Below are 23,570 nucleotides of genomic sequence, written 5' to 3' on the forward strand. Positions count from 1 at the left end.
GAACGAACCAAAGCCCTTAGGCGCGGGCGCTCAGCACCGCCGCACGCGCCAACTTCGAGAGCACCACCCCGGTCGAGACCGGGCGCTGCGACTCGGTGTAGGCCGGCAGGTAGGCAAAGCCCAACCGGTGCACCGGGTCGGCAAAAGATAACGACGAGTTCGCCCCGGCGTGCCCATAGGCAAACACCGAACCAAAATCGTCCTGCGCATGGGGCTTAGCAAAACCCAGCGCGAAGGATTTCGTCAACCCATTGCAGCGGTCCGGCCCATAGGACTGTTCCCGCGAAACCTGCGTCCAGGTGTCCTCGGTGAACAACGGCACCCGCACCCCCAACTCGGGCACCGGGCCGAAGGAGGCGGCATACACCCCGGCCAGCCCGCGCGCGGTACCCACCGCACCCATCGAGGTCGGCGCCGCGGCCCGCACCCGCGGGGAATTGGCGATCTGCTCCCAACTGAACACCCGCCCGGTCTCCACCTCGAAACCGGAGGCCGAATTCACCGCGAGCCCGGCGGGCGCAAAGGGGTCGACGAACCCGTCCAGCTCGGTGAACCCGGGCGTCGGCTGCGCGGGCAACACCTCGCGGTAACGTCCCTGCGGCTCATTGCCCAGGTAGACATCCACCCCGAGCGGGCGACGGATCCGCCGCTCATAAACCTCGGCCAGCTCCTGACCGGTCACCCGGCGCACCAGCTCCTCCATGAGCACACCCATGGTGATCGCGTGATAGCCCAGCGTGCCCTGCCCCAGCGGCCACAACGGCGGCAGCTCGGCCAGGATTTTGGCATGCGCCGCCGAATCCAGCAAGGTCTGAGTCGGCAACCCACCGGGCACCCCGAGCAGCCCGGCCTGATGGCTAAGCACCTGCCCGACGCTCAACGACCCCTTCCCGGCGGCGGCAAACTCCGGCCAGTAATTACTCATCGGCGCCTGCGGGTCGATCAGCCCGTCCTGCACCAGCAACCCGATCACCAGCGCACCGATCCCCTTGGTGCAGGAAAACACGCAGGTCATCCCGTCGCCGGCGAGGTGCTCGCCGACGCTGGTGTCCACCATCAGTTCCCCGCGGTAGTACACGGCCAGCTGCGCGGAATAGCCCGGCTCCTCGGCGGCGCGCTGCTGCAGTAACTGGGTCAGCGCGGAAAAATCTGGGGCACTCATTAATGGGCGTCCTTCACGGTGAGAGATTCAACGGTTTCTTGGCGGAAGCGTAACTTCCAGCCCGCGGCGGTGCGCTGCCACCAGGAGGAGACCACCAGCACCTGCTGCGTGCCGGTCGGCCGCATCCGGTAGGCCACCAGCACGGTATCGGCCGCCGGTTCCTGCAGCGCGAGCAACTGGATCTGGCCGACCGCCGGCAGTTGTCCCCCGCCGGCTAGGTGTCCGCGCAAGGTGGCGACATCCAGCAGCGAGCCGTCCCGGCTGATTTCCTGGTAGCCCGGATGCAAAAAGGCCAGCAGTTCCTCGGTCTTCGCCCGCACCTGTTCGTCGAGCATCGCCAGCTCAAGTTCATACACGATCGCCGTCGCCTCGGCCGAGGGCGCCGGCTGCCCCGCGGCCACCGGACCCGGTTCCTCCGCCACGGCGTCCACCTCCCGCGCCGGTTCGCCGCTCGCCTCTTCGCCGCCGCGAAACCCCGGCCCGGGCTCCGGGGCGACCCCCAACTGGTGCGCGGTGGCCGCCGCGCGCGCCCGCTCGTCGGCCGCCTCGTTCAGTTCATGCCCGGCATGGCCCTTCACCCACTCGAAGCTGTAGTCGCGCCCGACCAGCGCCGCATCCAGCTCCCGCAAAATGTCCTGGTTCAGCACCGGCTTGCCGTCGGCCTTCTTCCACCCGCGCTTCTTCCAGCCCGGCATCCACTTGGTGATGCAATTAATGGCGTACTGCGAGTCGCAGAGAATACGCAGCGGCTGCTCCGGCTGGCGCGCGGTGGCCCGCAGGAGTTCCAGCACCGCCTTCAGCTCACCCATATTGTTCGTCCCGTGGTCCCAGCCACCGGCGCCCCAATTGTCATCGTCGATGTACCAGGCCCAGCCTGCGGGGCCGGGGTTGCCCAGCGCCGATCCATCCGCCGCAGCAATAATCGTCATGTTTTTATCCTGCCACGTCGCGCGCTTGTCCACAGATCGCGCAACGCGTGCCCACCCGCGCCAACGGCGGCGCACACTACCGGCATGCACTCATCGCGTAGCACCGCCATCCTCTCCGCGGCGGCGAACCTGACACCCCACCCCGGGGACGACGAGGTCACCGCCCAGCTGCGGCTACTCGGTGCGCTACAGGCGGCCACCAGTGCGCTACTCGATGAGTTCGACGACGCCCACCTCGAGGCGCTCACCGCCACCGTGCTGCTGAAGCTCGGCGAGGATCTATCCCGCAACGCCCTGCGCGCCAAGGTTCGCGCCGCCGGTGCTATGGACCGGCACGATGCCCACCGGCTACGCGCCGAGGCCCTGGAAAGCCTGTCCACGCTCCATGGCGCACAGCTGGCCGACGGATTGCCCTTGCCCGACGCCCGGCCAATCGCCAGCACCGCCAAACCGCGCTTTCGCGGCCCCGTCGAGCTCATTTCCTCGCTCTGCGATATCACCGACCATGAGGCGAAAACACTTGTGCGCGGGCACCGCCAGCTCGTCGGCGACAGCGACCATCCGGCCACCTTCGGCGAACTCGGCCAGCGCTTCGCCACCCCGGAGACGCACAACCCCGCCACACTGCTCAAGGCCGCCGCCAAACTCGAACGCCTCCAGCTGCAGCCCACCGCCCGCCGCGAGGCCGAGGAAAAGGTGGCGCAGACCCTGCCCCGAGGACAGGGCGCGGTGAACTCTCAACTCAAGGCGATCGCCCAGGACCTGAGCACGCCCAACCTTCCCGAACGCGAGGCCGTGCACGAGCGTTGCGCCGGCCTGCGCTATCGCGGGCTCGGCCCCTACGGCCATGTGTGGGAGCTGACCTGCACCACCATCGACCACGAATTCCTCTGCACGCTCGCCGACCGGCTCGTCAACCCGGCGCTCACCGCCAACCGAGAGGGCAACTGCAGCTCCGGCGCCGCCGACCCCTTCAATGATCTCTCCGGGGCCGACGAGCGGGACCGAGACCCGGCAGCCGAGCGCGCCCGCCGCCTGCTACGCACGGTCATGCACCTCGTGCGGCGCCGCTTCAGTAGCGAGGCACCGTCGGACGACACCGCGCCAACCGCCTCCATCAACCCCGCAGCTCCGGCCAGCACCGATGGCACCGTCGAGCCGGAGCTTCCACTTCCGGGCATGATCGATCTAATCGTCACCATCGATTACGACGCGTTGCGCGCCCGCACCGATCAGGCCGGGCTCACCGCCCACGGCCAACGCATTTCGGCCACGGAATTGCGCCGGAGCGCCGCCATCGGCGGAATTATCCCGATGATACTAGGATCCAAGGGCGAGGTATTGGATATGGGCCGACGACGAAGGCTCTTCACCAAGGCGCAAACGCGCGCGGTGGTCGCCCGAGACGGCGGCTGCATCCGCCCCGGTTGCACTATGCCCGCCCACCGTTGCGAGGTCAACCATCGCACACCCTGGATCGAAGGTGGCCAGACCAACGTGTCCAACGCAACCCTAAATTGCAAAGGTGACCACACCGGTTATCACGCCGGGCACTATCGGATCCGATATTTCGACGGCATCCCCTATGTGCTCGAATCACCCGAACGCGACCCGGAGCAACACTGGCGACGCAACTGGGTGTGGCACCCCAACGCGCCCAGCTATCCCGCCAGCGAATACCCGCCCGAGGACACGGACCTGCCGGCCTTCACCGATCAAGACGCACCGCCGGATGAAGAACCGCCCTTTTAGCGCTGCGCCCCTTTACCCCTGCAGCGGGTACAGCGGATTGTGACCGGCGGCCACCCGCTCGGCATCACGCACGGGCTCGGGTGCGCTACCGGCTCCAAACGGCGATCCGTCGGCCAGCTCGGCACGGTCATGAGCCTCGAGCCACTGACTCAGATCCGGGCCCTTCGGCACAATCTGCGTCGGATTAATGTCCTCATGGACCATGTAGTAGTGTTGCTTAATCTGCTCAAAATCGATGGTGTCGCCAAACCCCGGGGTCTGGAAGAGATCTCGCGCGTAGCCCCAAAGGTTTGGCATTTCGATCAGCTTGTTGCGGTTGGTTTTGAAGTGGCCGTGGTAGACCGGGTCGAAACGCACAAGCGTCGTAAATAGCCGCACGTCGGCCTCGCTGATCGCGTCCCCCATGAGGTACCGCCGCGTCGACAGCCGTTCTTCCAGCACGTCCAGCGCCGCAAAGAGCCGGTCATAGGCCTGATCGTAGGACTCTTGACTGCCGGCAAACCCTGCCCGATACACCCCGTTATTGACCTCGGTGAAGATCATCTTGATCAGCGGCAGCATCTCATCCAAGGTCTCGCGCTGAATCAGATCCGGCGCGCCTGCTCGATGAAACTCTCGCCACTGTGTCGACATATCCCAGGTGATCTGCGGGTAGTCGTTGGTCACCACGGCGCCGCTAGGAATGTCGACAATGGCCGGCACGGTAATCCCTCGAGGGTAGTCGGCGAAGCGCTTGAAGTAGTTCTCTTGCAGTCGTTCGGTCCCCAGCACCGGGTCCCGTCCATCCGGGTCCAGGTCGAAAGTCCAGCTACGGGCATCGTGCGTCGGGCCCGGCAGTCCGAGGGAAATTGCATCCTCCAACCCCAGCAAGCGTCGCACAATCAGCGTGCGGTTAGCCCACGGGCAGGCACGAGCGGCCACTAGTCGATAACGTCCAGCCTCCACCGGCCACGCCCGTGTGTCGGGAGCCATCTTCGCATCCGGATGGCCAATCGAGCCTTCCAGTGGCTCGCTGGCCGCTACCATACCATCGGGAACGGCAACGATCCTGTCTTGGATATAATTTGTATCTCGAGTGAATTCTCCACCCGTTACATAGCTACCCTTGGTTGAATACTGTTCACCCATGTGATGCCTCCCGCGTAGCGCGCTCAGACACGCCAGAACTCATGACGCGTCAACGAAGTTGTGGACCTCAGTATGTCAAGATATAATTGATGCGTCAACAAATGGGTGTGATCCACTCACCCAGCGTGCATCGTGAAACCGAGGATACTGAACAATGGCCCAGGAAGAAACCAGATGGCTCAACGACGACGAGCAGCGCCTTTGGCGACTGCTGCGTGAGTTCCTCTGGCGGTTCCCCAGCGCCATGGACCGTCAACTCATGCGCGATTCCAACATGCAGTCCGGCGAGTATTCAGTACTGGCCACACTGTCAGAGTCGCCAGACGCACCTCAGCGACCCGGCGACATCGCCCGCACATTGGAATGGGACCGGTCACGGCTGTCGCACTTGTTGCGCAGGATGGAGACCAAAGGCCTTATCGACCGTCATGCCGACACCAGAGATGGCCGAGGCGCCCTCGTCTCGCTCTCGGAAACTGGTTGGCAGGTGCTGCGCGAGGCCGCTCCTCCGCATGTCACCTTCGTGCGAGAAGCACTTTTCGACCACCTACCGGCCGATGAGCGCGTCACTCTAGAGAACGCCCTCAAGCGCATCCTCCCGGGCCTCGGTGGCACCGACCCCTGCAAATAAAAGACAAACTGTGCTGCGCGAGCGCACCTCGCGCAGCACCTCGAACCGCCGTCGTTACACGTTTGGGTCAACCAATTGCTTCTTAGTTCGCCAGATATCCATCGGGGACTGGTCGCTGGGAACGGCGGCTTGTCCGGGAATAGGCTCCCAGGGACCATTTTCAACGCGAAACTCGCCGCGGTACATGGTCGTAACCTTCACTTGGAATAGGCCCGTGTCCTGAAACTGATGGCTCGTTGGTGTGGCTTCACTCAATGACCGGTCGCCTACAGGACCGCCGGGGTCTGAAAACCTAGCGGTAGTACCGTCTCCGTAATCCCACAACCATTCCACTGGGATTGCCCTTACATCGACGTTCTTTCCGGACATCACAGTATGAAACTCCTGCGTACCGCCCTCGGCCCAGAAGTGCGTGTATGCACGTATCAGCGAAACTCCGTCAGGATCGCTATGCACGGAAAACGACTTTATCGGAAACTTACGAAACTCAGCCGGCGAAACGACAATCTTTTCCTCAACGATGACTTGATCGTTAGGAATATCAAGCAAAGGAACGGGCTCGTTTGGGCACAAAGTGTCCGTACTTAGTAACTGTCCGTCGCGGGGTCCGCCCAATAGGTAAATCAGGCGGAGTCTTGGGCGGCTCCCGTCATCACACAAAACCGCATCCGGATTCGAATCGCATCCGCTTGGTGCTTCGAGGCCAATTGGGCAAGTGTCATCGATCTTTACCCTGTATTTTTGCTTCGATTCATCGTTGACCTCCGCACCTTCTCGGCGGCTATTGGTGTCAACACGGTGGTCAGTACGAACTCTGTCTCTATCTTTCTTATGACAAGATTCGAGCTCAATATCCGTTCCATCGAACCGTTGGCTTCCACAAGCCAATTCACCCGTACCTGTCACTCTAACGACCATATTCGGCTCTATAGGGACCGAATAAATCAACAACGGCATTAGGCCAATAATCACAGCCCGCAATTTAGTCAGGTTCTTGGCCATCAAAAACCACCGTCTCTGTTATCCAACGGCCTTCATGAAAGACAAGTGATGCCACGCTTAAAACGGGCTTTTCCCTTGCAGGGAAGGTCTTCGCCGGGCCGTTCGACCCATCGAAGACTTTAGAACCTGAATATGTCATCGAGAAAATCACCTGGGCCCTGTTATTTTCGCGCAACTCAGACTTCGTGATCTTGGCTTTATAGACGAGTCCTACTTCCCAACTCTCAGTGTCTTGCAATAACCAGATGGGTTCCAGAAGACCCTTCTCGCATCGTTTGCAGTCCTTGCTTGTAAACCGCTCTAGCTCGGTCGTGTCCCGGACTTCACTCGAGTAGTTGGCGAGGTCAAAATAGAACTCTACGAATGCGGCAGCACCCTTCTCCGTGTGCTCCTTGGCGGCGTCGGGCAGTTTGGGGACGGGCAAATTCTCGCCCGGGCCATTCTCATCGGCGTGCTTGGGCGTCGGGCTAGGTGAGGCCGAAGGGATGGGGCTGGATGGCGGAGCGCTGGAGGATGGTGGCGGCGCCGATGATTCGCCCGGCGAGGTGGCGCCCTGACAAGCGGTCAGCACAGCGCTCGCGACAACAAGCACACCAATGACGGACATTCGGCCGTTGCGCATGATCGAATCCTCACCTTCGGGAACCTTGCAGGCCATCTTATGTGGCGCACGTCGGGCTTGGGGAGGGTCGCGACGAAATATGTGGATATCTCTTTAACGAAGCGAACGGCACTCGAGGTCTGCTCGAGTGCCGTTCGTCGGGATGGAATTCACCGCCGGGCGGGGCCGGTGCGTGAATCGGTGCGGCTAGTTTTCGCTGCGCCCGGCACGCCAGTAGCCCATGAAGGCGACCTGTTTGCGGTCTAGGCCGGCGTCGCGCACGAGGTAACGGCGCAGTTCCTTAACGGTCCCGGCCTCACCGGCGATCCACGCGTAGAACGGGCCGGAGGAGCCTTCGCCGGTTTCCCAGAGGAGCTGGGTGTCGACGTCGACGTCTTCGGGTTCCGCGGTTGTTTGCACGGCGCCGGCCGCCGGGATGGCCACGATCTGGCGCAGTGCGGTGGACAGCAGGGTGCCGTGGGCGTTGGTGCCGCGCGGCAGCCACTGCACGGAGACGCCCGAGCGAGTGGTGGTGCCCAGAATGTCCGTGGAGTCCGGGACCTCGATCAACGCGTGGCCGGTGACCGTCGAGGGCAGCGACTCGAGGATGGAGCAGATGGCCGGGGCCGCGGTTTCGTCGCCGGCGAGCAGCACGCGGGTCGCGTTGCCGGGGCGGAATTCGATGCCGCCGTAGTCGGCGTCGTTGAGCTGGTTGTTCGGGCCGAGGATGAGCACGTCGTCGCCGGCGGCGGCGTTGACACAGAATTCGGTGGCCGGACCGCCGCGGAAGACGCCGTCGACCTTGTGCCCGTGGACCACGAAGTCAATGTCGAGTTCCGGGGTGGCGCCGGAGTTTTTGGCATGCCCGGCGGGACGGAAATCGCGCACCGTGTAGGTGCGCATGTAGCCGCGCTCGGCGTCGGGTAGCTCGCGCCACTGCAGGAACCAGCGGCCCTGCGTTTCGGGGTCGGTGCTCGCCTGTGGGCGCAGCTGCTGGACGAGGGCCGGTAGTTGACCGCCGGCCGGTGGAAGCATCAGCTTGATGCGCATATCCAACGGGTGGCTGTTGGTGCCGAAATGCTCCAGGTCCGAGCCGGTAAGGGTGATGCGGCGGAAGTTCGGGGCGAGCTGTTCGCAACGCAACACCGTGGTCGCGAAGGCCAGGGTGGACTGGTGTTCGAGGTTCGGTCGCACGCCGCCGAGGGAGGGGGCCGGCTCGAAGGTGCTCGCCGATCCGGTGCCGGCGGAGGAACCTGCGCTGCCAACGGCTACGCCGGCGGCGACCAATTCCTCTTCTTCGGCGACGACGGTGGCGCCGTTCTGCTCGGCGCGGTAGATGCCCCGGGCGGCAAGTACCGTCTCGGTGCGCAGTACGCGGTGGCGGCCGATGGGGAGCACCAGTGGGGTGCCGGCCACCGGATCGGGGATGACCCGGGAGGGCATGCCGAAGACCGACTTCACGGTCTGCTCGGTGACCACCTCGGTGGGGTGCCCGGCCGCGTAGATCTTTCCGTCCTTGAGCGCGACCAGGTGGTCGGCGTAGCGGGCGGCGAGGTTCAGGTCGTGCAGCACGATCACCACGGTGATCCCGCGGGTGCGGTTCAGCTCGGAGATCACGTCGAGCACTTCGAGCTGGTGGGCGACGTCGAGATAGGTGGTGGGCTCGTCGAGCAGCAGTAGCTCGGTTTCCTGGGCCAGGGCCATGGCGATCCAGACGCGCTGGCGCTGGCCGCCGGAGAGTTCGTCGACGGCACGCTCGGCCAGTTCGGTGGTGCCGGTCATCTCCATGGCGCGGGCCACGGCGGCCTCGTCGTCGGCGGAGAAACGCTTGAACAGGCCCTGGTGCGGGTACCGGCCGCGGCCGATGAGTTCGCGCACGGTGATGCCGTCGGGGGCGTTGGGGGTCTGCGGCAGTAGCCCGAGCTGGCGGGCCACCTCCTTGGCGGGGCGGCTGTGGATGTCCGCGCCGTTGAGCAGCACCTGGCCGCCGGCGGGTTTCAGGAGCCGGGAGAGCGCGCGCAGCAGCGTGGATTTGCCGCAGCCGTTGGCCCCGACGATGATCGAGACTTCGCCGGTGGGAATTTCCAGCGACAGCTCGTCGACGATGGTGACCTTGTCGTACGCCAGGGTCAGCGAATCGGCCTGGAGTTGGGCCATGGTTATCCCCCGTTTCCTCGTGAGTTGGCGCGCACCAGCACCCAGAGCAGGAAGGGTGCGCCGAAGATGCCGGTGACGACGCCCACCGGCAGGGCGACGCCGCTAAATAGATTAGCAGCGATGAAATTGGCGCCGAGGACCAGTACCGCGCCGATCAGCGCGGCCAGCGGTACCCGGATTATTCCTCGGGTGAGCCCGGCGGAGAGCGGGCCGGCCAGGAAGGCCACGAAGGCCAGCGGGCCGGTGACGGCCACCGGGATCGCGGTGAGCGTGACCGCGGTGAAGACCAGCAGCATGCGGCTGGCCGGGACGTTGAGCCCCAGCGCGCTGGCCGCGTCGTCGCCCAACTCCATAATTTTCAGCCGCTTGAGCACCAGCGGCACGAGCAGCGCGACCAGCGCCAGGCCGATGGCCATCACCGCGGCGCGCTCCCAGGTGGAGGGGGCCAGCGAGCCGGTCAGCCAGCGCAACGCCTCGCCGGCGGTGCGCACGTCGGTGCGGGTGAGCAGGTATTGGATGAGCGATTGCAGCATGCCGCCGATGGCCAGACCGGCGAGGATCAGTTTGGCGCCGGCGTGCTTGCCGCCGGCCGAGAGCCAGTAGATCAGCCCGGCGACGCCCAGGCCGCCGAGCATGGCGGTGAGCGTGAGCATCGGGCCCTGGGCCTGGAAGTAGACCATGGCGATGATCGCGGCGGCCGAGGCGCCGTAGCCGACGCCGATGACGTCGGGGCTGGCCAGCGGGTTGCCGAGCCAGCGTTGGAAGAGCGAGCCGGAGGCGCCGAAGCCGGCCCCGGCCAGCGCGCCGACGACCAGTCGTGGGGCGCGGTCCTCGAGCAGGATGAAGCTGGTGCCGGGCACGGTTTCGCCGCGGAGCACCGCGGCGACCTCGTCCAGCGGTAGCGGTTCGCGTCCGGCGAGCACGTAGAGCACGGCCAGGGTGGCCCCGAGGAGGATCAGCGCGGCCCAGATCAGCGCGTCGCGGCGGGTGCGCGCCCGGGCGCCGGTGCGCGGGGCGGGGCGGGTCGTCGTCGTACTCATAGCGACACCGTCTTCAGTCCGCGGCGCATCAACACGATGAACAGTGGCCCGCCGATCAGCGCGCACATCACCCCGACCTGCACCTCGGCCGGCGGGGCGATGATCCGCCCGATGATGTCGGTGCCCAGCAGCAGCACGGGGCCGGCGAGCGCGGAGGCCGGCAGCAGCCAGCGGTAGTCGGAGCCGATGAGCGCGCGCATGGCGTGCGGCACGATGAGCCCGACGAAGGCGATGGGGCCGGCCAGGGCGGTGGCGGTGCCGGCGAGCAGCACCACCCCGATGCCGCCGACGATACGGGCCCGGGTGACGTTGAAGCCGAGCCCGGCGGCGGAGTCGTCGCCCATGGCCATGGCGTTGGCGACGTTGGCGCAGGCGGCGACCAGCAGCACGCCCGCCGCGAGCGGGATGATCCCCACCATGAGTTCGGGCACGCTGCGCGCGGTGAGCACCCCGACCTGCCAGAAACGGTATTCGTCGAGCGCGCTGCGCGACACCATGAGCAGCGCGTTGGTGATGGAGGCCAGCCCGACGGCCAGCGCCGCGCCGGCGAGCGCGAGCTTGATCGGGGTGGCGCCCTCGCGTCCCAGCGAGGCGATGATGTAGACCAGCAGGATGGTCACCGCCGCGCCGAGGAAGGCGGCGAGCATCATCAGCGGTAGCGCGGCGGCGGTGCCGAGGGTGAAGAGCAGGAGCACCACGCCCAGTGAGGCGCCGGCGTTGATGCCGAGGATGCCGGGTTCGGCCAGCGGGTTGCGGGTCAGCGCCTGCATCAGCGCACCGGCCAGGCCCAGGGCCAGCCCGATGAGGACCCCGGCGACGGTGCGTGGGATGCGGGAGGCGACGACGATGCTGTCGGGGTCTTGAGCCGCGGGGTGGGATAGCGCGTAGAACACCGCGGAGGGGCTGAGCGTGCGGGCCCCGATGAACAGGGAGCACAGCAGTGCGACGGCGAGCAGCGCGGTGAGCACGAGCAGGATCGCCGCTCGTCGTCGCGCCAGTGGTAGTGAACTCATATTTCTTCCTGTGCGGGCCGCTGCGGCGGTCCGGTCACGATCCTCGGCCCATTAACGGGGTGCGTTCGGGCCCCTACACTGGGGGTATGTTCCAGCAGCTCAGTGATACCACCGCGGTGCTCCGGGCACCGAATCCCTCGCCGATGACCCTGACGGGTACCAATAGCTATCTGCTCGGTGAGCACGGGCCGCGTCCCGCCGCTCCGGTGGTGGTGATCGATCCGGGCCCCGAGCAGCTTGAGCATCTGCAGGCGCTGGCGGCCTATGACATTCGGCTGGTGTTGGTCACGCACCGGCATGCCGATCACACCGCGGGTATCGACACGCTGCACGATCTGACCGGCACCCCGGTGGCCGCCGCCGACGCCAGCTATTGCCGGCATCATGCGCCGCTGCGTGACGGGCAGCTGATCACCCAGGCCGGGGTGCGGCTGCGGGTTGTGGCCACGCCCGGGCATACGGCCGATTCGCTGTGTTTTGTTAATGAGACGCCCGGGGCGCCGGCCGAGCTGTTTAGCGGCGATACGCTGCTTGGCGAGGGAACCACGGTGTTGGATTATCCCGATGGGACGCTGGGTGATTATTTGGCCAGTCTGGCGCGGCTGGCGGCCTTGCCCGAGGCGGCGTTGCGCCCGGGGCATGGCTCGCAGCATGCACGGATGCATCCGGTGATCGAGCAGTACCGGCTGCACCGTGAGCAGCGGCTGGAGGCTTTGCGGCAGGCGATCGAGTGGTTGCGCACCAACGGGCAGGACCCGAGCCGCGAGAATTTGCTGGCTCGGGTCTACCCGGAGGTTCCCGCTCACCTGTTGGGTGCGGCGGAAAAATCGTTGGATGCGCAACTGCACTATTTGGATCGCGCCTAGTTACTTCTTGGCCTCGGCCACCTTGTTGGCGGCGTCGCCGAGCTTGGGCACTACCTTGTCCAGGACCCATGGCAGCGACAGCGGGGAGGCGGCGGAGATCGCCAGCAGCTGCATGTCGGAGTCGAGGGCGACGAATCCGCCGGTCTTGGCGGCCGGGATCTGGCCGAAGAGCTTGTTTTCGGCGATGACGTCCTGCGCGGTGCTACCGGCCGGAACCCAGGTGAAGAAGATGTCGGCTTCGAGTTCGCTGGCGCGCTCGGCGGCGAAGTTGTAGTAGAACTCGCCTTCCTTGGCGTTCTTGTCCACGACCTCGGCCTGGGTCATGCCCAGCTGCGAGAGGAAGCGCGGGCGGGTGTCGCCGGTGGCGTAGATGTTGATGCCGCCGGCGGCCGGCTCCAGGTTGCCGGCGATGAAGGTGGTGTCCTTGAAGATCGGGTACTTGCTCGCGGCGTCGGCGATCTGCTGGTTGACGGAGTCGACCAGGGTCTTGGCCTCGTCCTGCTTGTGCAGCATCTTGCCGGCGGCCTCGGTGGCGTCCTGCCAGCTGGTGGTGTAGTTCGGCTCGATCGGGCCGACGACCGGGGCGATCTTGCTGAGCTTGTCGTACTCTTCCTTGGTCAGGCCGGAGTAGGCGGCGAAGATGGCGTCCGGCTTGGCCTCGGCGATCTGGGTGTAGTTGATGCCGTCGGTGGCGTCAAACTGCACCGGGGCGTTCTCGCTGCCGATGCCGGCGCCGAGCTCTTCGAGCTTCTCGTCCTTCCAGTCGGTCGACCCGTTGTCGTTGTTACCCCAAGTGTCCTTGTCCATGCCCACCGGGACGGTGCCCAGGGCGAGCAGGGTGTCGGCGTTGACCCACGAGATGGTGGCCACGCGCTCGGGGGCCTGCTCGAAGGTGGTGGTGCCGTAGCTGTGGGTGATGCTCACCGCGGCGCTGTCGGGGCTGCCGCTGGCGGATGGCTCGCTGCTTGCGGTGCCACCGCAGGCGGTGAGGGTCAGTGCGGCGGCGGTTGCCGCGGCGAGCAGAGCGGATCGACGTGAGAATTTCATACGAGTGAACCTTTGCGGGTGTAGACGGAACACGGCCGCGAAGGCAGGTTAGGCGAACCAAACTTTCCGGCCGAATGAAAGACTACGCGGGTGGCTCGTAAATACGCAACATCGGCCCACTGTAATGCCCGTCACGTTAGTGCGCGAGCATCCGGCTCGGCGCCGCCAACTGCACCGCCAGGCGCACCAGCACCAATCCGGCCACGCAGGTGCCCAACACCAGGGCCAGACTCAGCGGGGCCATCACCATGGCGATCCCCACCAACGGCAGAAGTAAAACCCCGCTGGCCACGGCGAAGGTCAGCGCCGCTCCCAGGGCCGGAATCATCACCGCCTGCACTCGCGCGCGGTTCATCGTTGCCCGATCCAGCCCCATTTTGCTCAGGCCTTGATAGAGCTCGGCGGCATCCAGCGTGCCCGCGGCCTGGGTGATCGCCGTTGCGGCGGCCACGCAGGCAAAGATGATCGCCAGGGTCAATATGACGCCGGTGCGCAGATCCACCCCGATGTAATCCTCCCAACCGCCGGTGGGGTCCACGGCGCTCTGGCTCATCAGCGCGGCCCCCGAACCGCCGACGACGGCGACGAAGGCGGCCATCGCCAACGGGGCCACCTGACGCCATAGCGCCTTGGGCGACTCCAGAATCATGCGTGCGGCCAGCAACTGCTCCGGGCGTTCGGCTTTGGCGAGCTTCCGTCGTCCAATCACCGCGATCAGCCACGGGCCGATCAGGTTCAGCACCAGCAACCCGATACCCAGGCCAAAGAGCAGCACCAGGGTGATCGTCGCCAGGCTCTGCGCGAAAGCGCCCAGATTGGCGAAGACCATGTAGATAAGGCCCACTCCGCCGACGGCGATGGCCGCGCGCACCCAACTCGGACGTGGCACGTTGACCCGCTGGCGCACCGCCAACGGAGAGATCACCAGCTTGCGCAGGCCCGCCAGCGAGGAGCCGGCGGCCAGCAGCAGCACCGCGGCGAGCACCGCCAAGAGCACCGGCAGCGGGGCGAAAATCCCGGCGCCAATCGGGGCGCCCTGGAAGTTCACCAACGCCACCAATGGTGCGCAGGCCAGATAGAGCAGCACCCCGCCCAGTGCCCCGAGCGCGGCGGTCCCCACCGCCTGCAGCACGGAGATCGCACGCACCTGCCCGCCGGTGGCCCCGAGCAGTCGCAGCGTCGAGAGCGTGCGGTCTTGGCTACGCGCCGAGAGGCGTGCCGCGGAGGCGCCAACGAGCACCAACGGCACGATCAGCAGCACCACGGCGATGCCGGCCAGCGGCAGGTAGAAGGCTGCGGTTTCCTGCGGCAGCCGGGTGAAGCTCAACGCCCCAGCCACCACGATCAGCACCAGCGCGCTGACCACCGCATAGGCCCCGAGGGTCAGGGCGCGCACACGGCGTTGCCCACCGCCGGCGCGGGTGAGCATCCAGGCCAATTGCAGGGTGTTCATGAGCGCTCCCCCTGGTTGCTGCGTTCGTCGGCGACGATCCGACCGTCGCGCAAACGCACAATCCGGTCGCAGCGCGCGGCCACCGACTCGTCGTGCGTGACCATCACCAGGGATTTGCCCTGTCGGATGGTGCTACCGAGCAGCGCGTCGAGCACCTCGCTGCCGGTGACCGAGTCCAGCGCCCCGGTGGGTTCGTCGGCGAAAATCACCGCGGCCGAGCCGATTTGCGCGCGGGCGATGGCCACGCGTTGCGCCTGCCCGCCGGAGAGCTGGCCGATGCGCCGTTCCTCCATGCCGCCCAGCCCCAGTTGGCCCAGGGCTTGCACGGCCCGCGGCAGCGCCGCGGCGCGCGGCACCCCGTTGATCATCAGCGCCATGGCGACGTTTTCCTGTGCGGTCAGTTCCGGAATCAGCAGCCCGTCCTGGAAGACGAACCCGAAACTTTCGCGGCGCAGGGCGCTGCGTGCGGTATCGGACAGGGTGGTGATATCCACCGGGGTGCGGCCGGGCAGTTGCAACATCACCGAGCCGGCGTCGGGCGTTTCAATCCCGGCCAGCGCGTGCAACAGGGTGGACTTGCCGGAGCCGGAGGGGCCCATAATGGCCAGGGCCTCGCCGGGGGCGACGGACAGGTCGACCGCGTCCAGGGCGATGGTGGTGCCGAAGCTGCGGCGCAGCTGTTGTGCCTCGAGCACATTGGGCAAAGCGTGGTGTGCAAAGTTCATGCTTTAAGTCTTCCGCCGCGGCCCCCGAACCGGCGTCGGCGCCGGGAGTGAATGTGCCCGGCGGCGCCTCATCCCCCGGGTGGAGCCGCGGCGCGGCGCGTATCGTAGGTGGGGATGGAGATCGAACTTTTCACTCAGCCTTTTTGCGCACCCTGCCGCAGCGCCAAGCTGGTGGTGCAACGGGTGCTTGAGCAGCATCCCGGGGTGCCGGTGCGCACCATCGACGTGGTGGCCGACCCGGCCGCCGGGGCGCGGGCGCGGATCGCCTCCACCCCAACCGTGCGGGTGCTGCAGGCCGGCCGAGAGGCGTTGCGCATCGTCGGGGTACCGCGCCCGGCCGCGCTCGCCCAGGCCCTGGACGAGCTGAGCTGATTTCTGCCCGGCCGCCGGGTGAGAGAGAATAGCCGGGTGAGTTTATTTACCGGGACCGATCACGAATGCTTCCAGCGGGTGCTGGCGGATTCCACCAACCGCATCGAATGGTTGCGGGCCCGGGCTCAAGGTATCACCGCGACCGACGTCGCCAAGCTCTCCACCGAGCGGTCGATCCGTTCGGCGGTGATCGACAAGCTTCACGGTTCGGGCTTCTCCGGGAACCCGTACACCGACCACGGGCGCAAGCGCGAGCCGGTCATCGCCGCCTGGGTGCAGGAGAATTTCAACATCTTCCCCTCCTCGCAGCTCTTTCACGCGCGCGACACCCGGCTGCATCTAGCCACCCCGGATGGACTGGGTTTCGACGCCTCCGGCGTCCCGGTGCTCTCGGAAATCAAGACCACCAACAAGCCCTTCGCCCGCGTGCCGAAGAACTATCTGCGCCAGATCATGTGGCAGCAGTATGTGCTCGGCGCGCAACGCACCCTGTTCGTCTGGGAGCAGCACGAGAACTTCGTGCCGGTGAGCGTGGTGCCGGAATTCCGCTGGATTGAACGCGACGACGCGCTCATTGCGGATCTGATCGCGAAGGCCAATCTGCTGATCGAACAGTTGCGCGAGGCCACGGCGCGCCAGCAGCGGCTCGACGACTACGGCCCGGCGGCGCTGCGCTACTAAGCTCCGGGCAGCAGCTTGGGATCGGGCAGGCAGTCGGGCTGGCTTTCGAGCAGTTCGGCCAGCAGCTTCTCGCGCAACATGGTGCGCAGCTCCCACAAATCCCCGGCGTTGCGCGCCGATACATAAATGGTTACGGTTTGCAGCCCGCCGACCGCATCGGTCACGAGTAGGGAGTTGGTGCGCCCATCCCACAGATCGCTGGCCTCGAGTAGTTCGGTGGTGCGCTCGCGCAGCTGCGCGACCGGCGCGTTCCACTTCAGCTGCAGCACCACGGTGCCGTCGATTTCGCTCGTAGTGCGCGACCAGTTCTCGAAGGGCGTGGTGGTGAAGTAGGTCGAGGGCAGGATCATCCGGCGCCCGTCGAGCAGCTTGACCACCACATAGGTCAGCGTGATCTCTTCGACATTGCCGCGTTCCTGTTCGACGACGACCACGTCGTCCACGCGCACCGAGTCGGTGAAGGCGATCTGCAGCCCGGCGAAGAGGTTGGCCAGCGAGGATTGCACGGCCAGACCAAGGACCACCGAGGCCAGACCGGCGGAGGCCAAAATACCGGCACCAAGCGTCCTGACTTGGTCAATGGTCAGCAGTACGGCCGCGACGGCCAGTACGCAGAGCACCGCAACCAGCACTCGGCGCAGCAGTCCGACCTGGGTCTGCACCTTGGCCATGCGGCGCCCGGGCCCAAAGCGTGCGGCGAACTGCCCCAGCACTACGTCCTCGACGATGCGCACCACCCGGATGATGAACCAGGTCAGGAACGAGACCATCAGGATCAGCAGGATGAACTGGGCGGCGTCGTACCAGGGTTGATGCTGTTGGAAGGCCACCAGCATGATCTTCAAGCTCATGCTGGATAGCGTGCCGAAGAACGGGATCCGGCTTGATTTCACATCCGCCGCGGCGCCCTCGAAGCGGCGCAAAATGCGGCTTGCGATCCGGCTGAGCACCAGCGTGAGTAGGAACGCAATCGCAATACCGGAGGCGGTGAGGACCCAAAATTGCAACGATACGGGTAGGAAACTCGAGGCCTGAATAACATCTTCCACGGTCTGATCGACCGGCGCGGTAGGACTTGGTTGCATCGTTAAAGCATGTCACACACCGATGGGCCAAAGCTTGGGGCAGGCTTGAGAATTGGTGAAACGACGCGGATCACACTCCGTGTGGATCACGATTGTGCGGCAGTTGGATTCCGGTTCCCACCAGCTATTTACAGTGCCACGACGGCGCGCTGTAGTGAGGGCATGGGGATAAAACCCCACGCTTGGAAGGAGCCAATTATGGGCACAATGCATCGTGCAATAGTAGCGATGGTGGCCGCCGTCGGACTTGCGGCGAGCACGGCCCCGGCCGTGGCCACGGTACCGGCCCCCACGGGCGGGTGCTCCACCGTGTACTGGGGTTCGCTGCCGAAAACCTCGACGGCCGTGGGTTATAGCCGGCTCACCGATCTGCGCACCGGTTCGCATAGTTGTTTCGACCGCCTGGTGCTGGATCTGAGCGGAAGCACCGAGGGGTATTCGGTGCGCTACGTCAATCAGCTCACCGGCATCGGTTCGGGCCTGCCCGTCGAGACCATCGGCGGGGCACAGATCGAAATCCGTGTCGACGCCCCGGCCAGCTGGTCGCTGGATGTGGATCCGGCGGTGCAGCGACTGTACTATCACACCTTCCGACAGCTGGTGTGGTTGGGCAGCTTCGAGGGCCAGAGCAAGGTGGGTCTGTCGGTTAGGGCACGCCTACCGATGCGCGTGTTCACCCTCGACGGACCGGGTGATGGCTCACGGCTGGTCATCGACGTCGCTAGAAACTGGTAGTCACGCGGCTAACTTCGGGAAGGAGGCGGGCGGCGATGTCATGCGCGCCGCGCAGTGCGTAACACCGCCGCCAATACTCAGCTTGATATGCCACGATGCTGTTTATGAGCCGCTCTTTTGACTACGCCCAGGTCGACGTGTTCGCGCCGTCGGCCTTCAATGGCAATGGTTTGGCCTTGGTCTATTCTGCCGACGACTTGAGCACCGCGCAGATGCAACACTTTGCGCAGTGGATGAACCTGTCCGAAACCGTGTTTTTCCGCACGCCCAGTAGTGCGGAAGCGGACTACGCGATACGAATTTTCACCCCGAGCACCGAGTTGCCCTTTGCCGGGCACCCCACCTTGGGGGCCGCTCACGCCTTTTTGGAGGAACACCCCGAACTGGCCGGTGCCGGAATGCTGACCCAGGAGTGCGGGGCCGGGCTGGTGCCGGTACGCGTCGAGCGCGACGCCACCGCCGAGTATCCGCGTCGGCTGGCCTTCAAGGCCCCGCCGCTTCGGCGCAGTGGCCCGCTGGAACCGGATGTGTTGCAGTGGGCCATCTCCGGCCTCGGGCTCACCGCCGAGGATGTGCTCGATCATCAGTGGCTGGTCAACGGGCCGCATCACGCCGGACTGTTACTGCGCGACGCCGACCTGGTACTGGGCATTGAACCGGATTTCCAGGCCCTGCAGGGTCTGGAGGTCGGCGTGATTGGACCGTATACCGCCGCCAGTGTCTCGCAGGGCAATTGGCAGCCGCATGATTCGGTGCTCCCCCGGCTCACCGGGACGCGGGAGGAACTGCGCCCGCTGGATGCCTCGGATCGCACGCGCTCGGAGGAACGCTTTGGCTCCGTCGTGCTGCAACCCCCGGCGGATTTCGAGGCGCGTGCCTTCGTTCCCGGGGAGGCCATTCAGGAGGACCCGGCCACCGGGTCGCTCAATGCCGGCTTCGGGCTCTGGCTAACCGAGGCCGGACACGCCCCGCAGCGCTACACGGTGCGGCAGGGAACGCAGGTGGGACGAGCGGCGATCTTGCATGTGGAGGCCGACGAGCAGGGCGTCTGGGTGTCCGGCGATGTCACCACGCGGATCAGCGGTCGGGTGGATTTCGACTAGGCTGTGACGGTGAGTTCACCGTCAACGCAACATCAAGATTTTAATAAGCGAGCCGCGTGGCGGGCCCTGTGGGCACTGGTCATCGGCTTCTTTATGATTCTGCTCGATACCACGATCGTGTCGACCGCTATGCCGGCGATGATGCAGGCCCTGCAGACCGATATCACCGGCATCCTGTGGGTCAATAGCGCCTATCTGCTCACCTTTGCGGTGCCGTTGCTGGTCACCGGGCGACTCGGCGACCGGGTCGGTCCGCATAAGATCTACCTGCTCGGGCTCGTCATTTTTACGCTCGCCTCGCTGTGGTGCGGCCTCGCCGGTTCGCTGGCCTCGTTGGTCATCGCCCGCGCGGTTCAAGGGTTGGGTGCGGCGCTGATCTCCCCGCAATCGATGACCTTGATCACCCGTATCTTCCCCTACCAGCATCGCGGGGCCGCGATGGGCCTGTGGGGCGCGGTGGCCGGCATTGCCTCGCTCACCGGTCCAATCCTCGGTGGGTTGCTGGTCGATTCCATCGGCTGGCAGTGGATCTTCTTTATTAATGTTCCGCTGGGCATCCTGAGCTTCGCGATGGTGCTGAAGTTCGTCCCGCGCCTGCAGGCCCATGCCCACACCTTCGATCTGGTGGGCGTGCTGCTCAGCGCGCTGGCCATGTTCTGCCTGGTGTTCGGAATCCAGGAGGGCGATTCGACGAACTGGCAGCCCTTCATTGGGCCGCTGGGCTCCTGGCATCTGATCGGGCTGGGGATCGTGTTGCTGGCCGTCTTTATTTGGTGGCAGTCGCATACCCGCAAGGAACCGTTGGTGCCGCTTCGCCTCTTTGCGGTCCGGAACTTTTCCTTGGCCAATGTAGCCATCGTGGCCATGGGCCTGACGGTGGCCACGATGACCTTGCCGATGCTGTTTTATCTGCAGCAGGTGCGCGAACTGACCCCCACGCAGTCGGCTCTGATGATTTCGCCGATGGCGCTGGTCTCTGCGGCGATCGCCCCATTAATGGGTGCGGCGGTGAACCGTTATTCCTCGCGCTCGTTGGCGCTGCCCGGATTTGCGCTCTATGGCGGCTCGATGCTGGTTTACGCCCTGCTGATGCACGCCGAGACGCCGTTGTGGGCGCTGTTGATCCCACCGTTTGTGCAGGGTGTGGGTGCCGCCATGATTTGGCCCTCGCTCTCGCTGGCGGCAACGCGGGACCTCACCGCCCAGGATGCCGGGGCAGGCTCGGGGATCTATAACACCACCCGGCAGATCGGCTCGGTGCTCGGGTCGGCGCTGATTGCAGTGCTGATGGAGTCGCGCGTGGCCGCTCAGATCGAGCACAGTGCCACCGGTAGCGAACGTAGCGTCGCGGAGGCCATGAGCTTGGGCTTGGGTCAAGCCTTGCTCTTGCCGGCCGGGGTGGCCTTGGCCGCGGTACTGGTGGTGGGTTTCTTGACCCCAGCCCGTGAACAGAGCGTGGCCGCGAAAGACTAGTTCGGTGTTGGCCGCGGTTCGCTCGAGTCGGCTCGGCGAACCGCGACCGCGCCGGTGGCCTAGGCTTGATCTTCGGTTTCCTCGACGGGAGTCTCGCCAGCCTCGTCGCCGCCCTTGAGATCGTCGACGACGTCGCCGATCTTATCCTGCGCGTCGGCGGCAAATTCCTTCACGTTCTCCGTGGCGTCCGAGGCGAACTCCTTGACGTTCTCGGTCGCATCGGCCGCGAATTCTTTAACATTCTCGGTGGCGTCGGAGGCGAACTCCTTGACGTTATCGACTGCTTCGCTCAGTTTCTGCTTTGCGTTGTCGAAGAAACCCATGTCTACTCCCGGTTTATCGTGATTCTTGAAGTGGACTACCTAAACTGCCGCAGTCTCATTCACCAACTTACGTTGAGCGGTTGCCCGGCTCAAGAGTGGCGTCGTATTTTTTCCGTGGCGACTACCAATAATGCGAGCTCCGGGGTGCAGTGCGGCTCGCGTGCTAGATTCGTAGATCATGATCGCTTCATCTGCCGTACCGCCGGCCGCCCTCGACCTGCTGATTAACCAGGGTTTCGACGCCACCAGCGTCGACGAATTGGCTGCCGCGGCCGGCATTTCCCGCTCCACCTTTTTCCGCCGCTTCGGGTCGAAGGAAAATATGGTCTTCGCGGACCAGGAAATGATCATCACGCATGTGCAGACCACGCTGGCGGCCTCGTCGGTGTCGGTCACCCAGGCGCTGTTGGATGCGGCCCATGTGGTGTTCGATCAGTACACCGCCAACCCGGAGGCCGCGCGGCTGCGCCATAAACTGCTCTCCTCGGTGGCCGCGCTGCGAGAGCGCGAGCTGGTTTCCACGCACAGCTATGAGCGGGCCTTTAACGATTTTCTCAAAGCCCGGGGGTTGTGCGAGACCCCGGCGAACCGTTCGCTGTGCTTGGGGCTCAGCGCCGGGCTGGTGGCCATCCACAACGATCACCTGCGACTGTGGTTGCGCGATGCTCAGGCCACCAACCGCGACCGGCTGGCTAGGGACGTGCGGCTCTTTCTGGACCGTTTCGCGGATCTGCTCGAGCCGGACGAGGCCGGCGCGGCGCGGGGCCGCTCGGTGAATGTGGTGGTTTCGGTGCTCGATCCCGGCGCGGATGAGCAGGAAGTATTGGCGGCGGTCAGCGAGGCGCTGCGGCAATCACAGGATTGATACTTAGTTTCTTGACTTGAAACTAAGTTCCATTACTCTTGAGTAGGAAACCAGATGATCCGAACTCAGGAGCGTTGCCCATGTCCACCACCACCGAATTCGACTTCCCGACCGGCGTCGTGGAACCCGAGTATGACCTTTGGGCCGACGAGGTCGATATCGACCCGACGCGCATCTTCGCCAACCTTTCCGAGGCCGACAGCCAGTGGCGTCAGCGCGCCCGCGATTTTGTTGTCTCCGAGGTCAAGCCGGTGGCGCACGACCTGTGGGAACGCGCCGAATACCCGTTGGAACTGGTGCGCTCCATGGGCAGCGCCGGGCTGCTGCGCGATGGACTGAACTTCGGGGAGCACCCCGAGATGAGCATGCTGGCCGCAGGGCTGGTCAACATGGAAATGGCCCGCGGCGACGGCTCGGTCGCCACCATCCTCGGCGTGCAGGCCGGGTTGGCCCTGCGATCGGTGCTGATGTGCGGCAGCGAGGAGCAGATCGCGCGCTACGCCGAACCGATGAGCGCCGGCACCCTGCCCGGCGCCTTCGCGCTGACCGAACCCACGCACGGTTCGGACTCGGTCAGCCTCGAGACCCGCGCGCACCGCGTCGCCGACGGCTATGTGCTCAACGGCGAGAAGAAGTGGATCGGCAACGGCTCGGTCGGCGGGCTGACCGTCGTCTGGGCACGCGACGACGAGGGGCAGGTCCGCGGTTTCCTGGTGGAGCAGGACTCCCCCGGCTACCAAGCCACCACCATCGGCAATAAGCTTTCGCTGCGCGCGATTTGGCAGGCGCACATTCGCCTCGAGAACGTCTTCGTGCCGGACAGCCAGGTGATGCCCGGGGCACGTAGCTTCAAGGACACCTCCAAGGTCTTATTCGCCACCCGGCTCGGGGTGGCGTGGGCCGCCGTCGGACATGCCACCGCCTGCTATGAGTCGGCGGTGCTGTACGCCAAGGCCCGCACCCAGTTTGGTCGACCGCTCGCCGCCAGCCAGATCATCCAGGAGCGTCTGGCCCGCATGCAGTCCGAGCTGGCCACCATCCAGCTGCTGGTGATGCAGTGCGGTCAGCTCGAGGCCGCGGGAGACCTGACCGGGGCGCAGGCCTCGCTGGCGAAGTTCACCGCGACGCGCACCGCACGCACCATCGCGGCCAATGCCCGCGACCTGCTCGGCGGCAACGGCATCCTGACCAATAATCGCGTGGCGCGGCACTTCGCCGACCTCGAGGCGATTCACACCTATGAGGGCACCGAAACCGTGCAGGCGTTGCTGATTGGGCGCTCGATCACCGGAATTTCGGCCTTCGCCTAAGCACTAATTACGACGATGGGCCCGCGCCTTACGGCACGGGCCCATCGCCAGCAGGTGCGCCACTTGGGGGATTGCGCACCCGCCGGATGTCCACGATCTTGGGGGACTCGTGGCCAT

Annotated in this window: 23 protein-coding genes; 10 read left to right on the forward strand and 13 right to left on the reverse strand. The window is 65.4% G+C overall.

Features of this window, described 5'->3' with window-relative positions:
• Positions 1-16: 16 nt before the first annotated feature.
• A complete protein-coding gene (locus tag ACJD00_RS12955) occupies positions 17-1,162 on the reverse strand; it encodes a serine hydrolase domain-containing protein (protein WP_418907344.1) in 1,146 nt (381 codons plus the stop codon).
• Positions 1,162-2,091, reverse strand: a complete 930-nt coding sequence (locus ACJD00_RS12960; RefSeq protein ID WP_418907345.1) for an RNase H family protein — start codon at positions 2,089-2,091, stop codon at positions 1,162-1,164. The genes ACJD00_RS12955 and ACJD00_RS12960 overlap by 1 nt, the downstream gene beginning before the upstream one ends.
• Positions 2,092-2,175: 84 nt before the next feature.
• On the opposite strand from ACJD00_RS12960, the gene ACJD00_RS12965 reads away from it, so the two are divergent.
• Positions 2,176-3,843: an HNH endonuclease signature motif containing protein gene (locus ACJD00_RS12965; RefSeq protein WP_418907346.1), complete on the forward strand. Its 1,668-nt coding sequence runs from the start codon at positions 2,176-2,178 to the stop codon at positions 3,841-3,843.
• A gap of 12 nt (positions 3,844-3,855) precedes the next feature.
• Here the strand turns inward: ACJD00_RS12965 and ACJD00_RS12970 are convergent, their stop codons facing one another.
• Entirely contained in the window at positions 3,856-4,971 is a 1,116-nt protein-coding gene (locus tag ACJD00_RS12970; RefSeq protein WP_418907347.1) for a glutathione S-transferase C-terminal domain-containing protein, read from the reverse strand.
• A gap of 154 nt (positions 4,972-5,125) precedes the next feature.
• Between ACJD00_RS12970 and ACJD00_RS12975 the strand changes: the two genes are divergently transcribed.
• Complete coding sequence (locus ACJD00_RS12975; protein ID WP_418907348.1) at positions 5,126-5,602, forward strand: MarR family winged helix-turn-helix transcriptional regulator; 477 nt, start codon at positions 5,126-5,128, stop codon at positions 5,600-5,602.
• A gap of 54 nt (positions 5,603-5,656) precedes the next feature.
• On the opposite strand, the gene ACJD00_RS12980 is transcribed toward ACJD00_RS12975, so the two are convergent.
• From ACJD00_RS12980 to ACJD00_RS13000, 5 genes are all read right to left on the reverse strand, one after another.
• Positions 5,657-6,604, reverse strand: coding sequence for a PKD domain-containing protein (locus ACJD00_RS12980; RefSeq protein WP_418907349.1), 948 nt, complete (start codon positions 6,602-6,604; stop codon positions 5,657-5,659).
• Positions 6,585-7,226: a DUF6318 family protein gene (locus tag ACJD00_RS12985; RefSeq protein ID WP_418907350.1), complete on the reverse strand. Its 642-nt coding sequence runs from the start codon at positions 7,224-7,226 to the stop codon at positions 6,585-6,587. The genes ACJD00_RS12980 and ACJD00_RS12985 overlap by 20 nt, the downstream gene beginning before the upstream one ends.
• A 186-nt stretch (positions 7,227-7,412) precedes the next feature.
• Positions 7,413-9,362: an SIP domain-containing protein gene (locus ACJD00_RS12990; protein ID WP_418907351.1), complete on the reverse strand. Its 1,950-nt coding sequence runs from the start codon at positions 9,360-9,362 to the stop codon at positions 7,413-7,415.
• A 2-nt stretch (positions 9,363-9,364) separates the two neighbouring features.
• Complete coding sequence (locus tag ACJD00_RS12995) at positions 9,365-10,402, reverse strand: FecCD family ABC transporter permease (protein ID WP_418907352.1); 1,038 nt, start codon at positions 10,400-10,402, stop codon at positions 9,365-9,367.
• Positions 10,399-11,415 (reverse strand): FecCD family ABC transporter permease, encoded by a 1,017-nt coding sequence (locus tag ACJD00_RS13000; protein ID WP_418907353.1) that lies wholly within the window; start codon positions 11,413-11,415, stop codon positions 10,399-10,401. Before ACJD00_RS13000 ends, ACJD00_RS12995 begins: the two co-directional genes overlap by 4 nt.
• A gap of 86 nt (positions 11,416-11,501) precedes the next feature.
• Here ACJD00_RS13000 and ACJD00_RS13005 point away from each other — a divergent pair, with 86 nt between their 5' ends.
• Complete coding sequence (locus tag ACJD00_RS13005) at positions 11,502-12,281, forward strand: MBL fold metallo-hydrolase (protein ID WP_418907354.1); 780 nt, start codon at positions 11,502-11,504, stop codon at positions 12,279-12,281.
• Here ACJD00_RS13005 and ACJD00_RS13010 read toward each other — a convergent pair whose 3' ends face one another.
• The 3 genes from ACJD00_RS13010 to ACJD00_RS13020 all read right to left on the reverse strand — a co-directional run bounded on the left by ACJD00_RS13010 (position 12,282) and on the right by ACJD00_RS13020 (position 15,506).
• Positions 12,282-13,328, reverse strand: coding sequence for an ABC transporter substrate-binding protein (locus tag ACJD00_RS13010; RefSeq protein WP_418907355.1), 1,047 nt, complete (start codon positions 13,326-13,328; stop codon positions 12,282-12,284).
• A 136-nt stretch (positions 13,329-13,464) separates the two neighbouring features.
• Positions 13,465-14,781, reverse strand: coding sequence for an FtsX-like permease family protein (locus ACJD00_RS13015; protein WP_418907356.1), 1,317 nt, complete (start codon positions 14,779-14,781; stop codon positions 13,465-13,467).
• Positions 14,778-15,506, reverse strand: a complete 729-nt coding sequence (locus tag ACJD00_RS13020; RefSeq protein WP_418907357.1) for an ABC transporter ATP-binding protein — start codon at positions 15,504-15,506, stop codon at positions 14,778-14,780. Before ACJD00_RS13020 ends, ACJD00_RS13015 begins: the two co-directional genes overlap by 4 nt.
• Before the next feature lie 114 nt (positions 15,507-15,620).
• Between ACJD00_RS13020 and ACJD00_RS13025 the strand changes: the two genes are divergently transcribed.
• Both ACJD00_RS13025 and ACJD00_RS13030 read left to right on the forward strand, forming a co-directional pair.
• Positions 15,621-15,878, forward strand: a complete 258-nt coding sequence (locus tag ACJD00_RS13025) for a thioredoxin family protein (RefSeq protein ID WP_418907358.1) — start codon at positions 15,621-15,623, stop codon at positions 15,876-15,878.
• A 36-nt stretch (positions 15,879-15,914) separates the two neighbouring features.
• Positions 15,915-16,559: a YqaJ viral recombinase family protein gene (locus ACJD00_RS13030; protein WP_418907359.1), complete on the forward strand. Its 645-nt coding sequence runs from the start codon at positions 15,915-15,917 to the stop codon at positions 16,557-16,559.
• On the opposite strand, the gene ACJD00_RS13035 is transcribed toward ACJD00_RS13030, so the two are convergent.
• Complete coding sequence (locus ACJD00_RS13035) at positions 16,556-17,644, reverse strand: mechanosensitive ion channel family protein (RefSeq protein WP_418907360.1); 1,089 nt, start codon at positions 17,642-17,644, stop codon at positions 16,556-16,558. The two genes, ACJD00_RS13030 and ACJD00_RS13035, sit on opposite strands and share 4 nt — an antisense overlap.
• A 198-nt stretch (positions 17,645-17,842) precedes the next feature.
• Between ACJD00_RS13035 and ACJD00_RS13040 the strand changes: the two genes are divergently transcribed.
• The 3 genes from ACJD00_RS13040 (at position 17,843) to ACJD00_RS13050 (ending at position 20,955) form a co-directional block, all read left to right on the forward strand.
• Positions 17,843-18,379, forward strand: coding sequence for a hypothetical protein (locus ACJD00_RS13040; RefSeq protein ID WP_418907361.1), 537 nt, complete (start codon positions 17,843-17,845; stop codon positions 18,377-18,379).
• A 95-nt stretch (positions 18,380-18,474) separates the two neighbouring features.
• Positions 18,475-19,482 (forward strand): PhzF family phenazine biosynthesis protein, encoded by a 1,008-nt coding sequence (locus ACJD00_RS13045; RefSeq protein WP_418907362.1) that lies wholly within the window; start codon positions 18,475-18,477, stop codon positions 19,480-19,482.
• A gap of 9 nt (positions 19,483-19,491) precedes the next feature.
• Entirely contained in the window at positions 19,492-20,955 is a 1,464-nt protein-coding gene (locus ACJD00_RS13050; RefSeq protein ID WP_418907363.1) for a DHA2 family efflux MFS transporter permease subunit, read from the forward strand.
• Between the two features lie 59 nt (positions 20,956-21,014).
• Here the strand turns inward: ACJD00_RS13050 and ACJD00_RS13055 are convergent, their stop codons facing one another.
• Complete coding sequence (locus ACJD00_RS13055; RefSeq protein ID WP_418907364.1) at positions 21,015-21,278, reverse strand: hypothetical protein; 264 nt, start codon at positions 21,276-21,278, stop codon at positions 21,015-21,017.
• 178 nt (positions 21,279-21,456) lie between these two features.
• On the opposite strand from ACJD00_RS13055, the gene ACJD00_RS13060 reads away from it, so the two are divergent.
• A complete protein-coding gene (locus tag ACJD00_RS13060; protein WP_418907365.1) occupies positions 21,457-22,143 on the forward strand; it encodes a TetR family transcriptional regulator in 687 nt (228 codons plus the stop codon).
• A gap of 80 nt (positions 22,144-22,223) precedes the next feature.
• On the forward strand, positions 22,224-23,453 hold the full coding sequence (locus ACJD00_RS13065; RefSeq protein ID WP_418907366.1) for an acyl-CoA dehydrogenase family protein: 1,230 nt from the start codon (positions 22,224-22,226) through the stop codon (positions 23,451-23,453).
• Positions 23,454-23,570: the final 117 nt, after the last annotated feature.

Origin of the sequence: Glutamicibacter endophyticus (assembly GCF_048457885.1) — a bacterium.
Lineage (GTDB): Bacteria > Actinomycetota > Actinomycetes > Actinomycetales > Micrococcaceae > Glutamicibacter > Glutamicibacter endophyticus.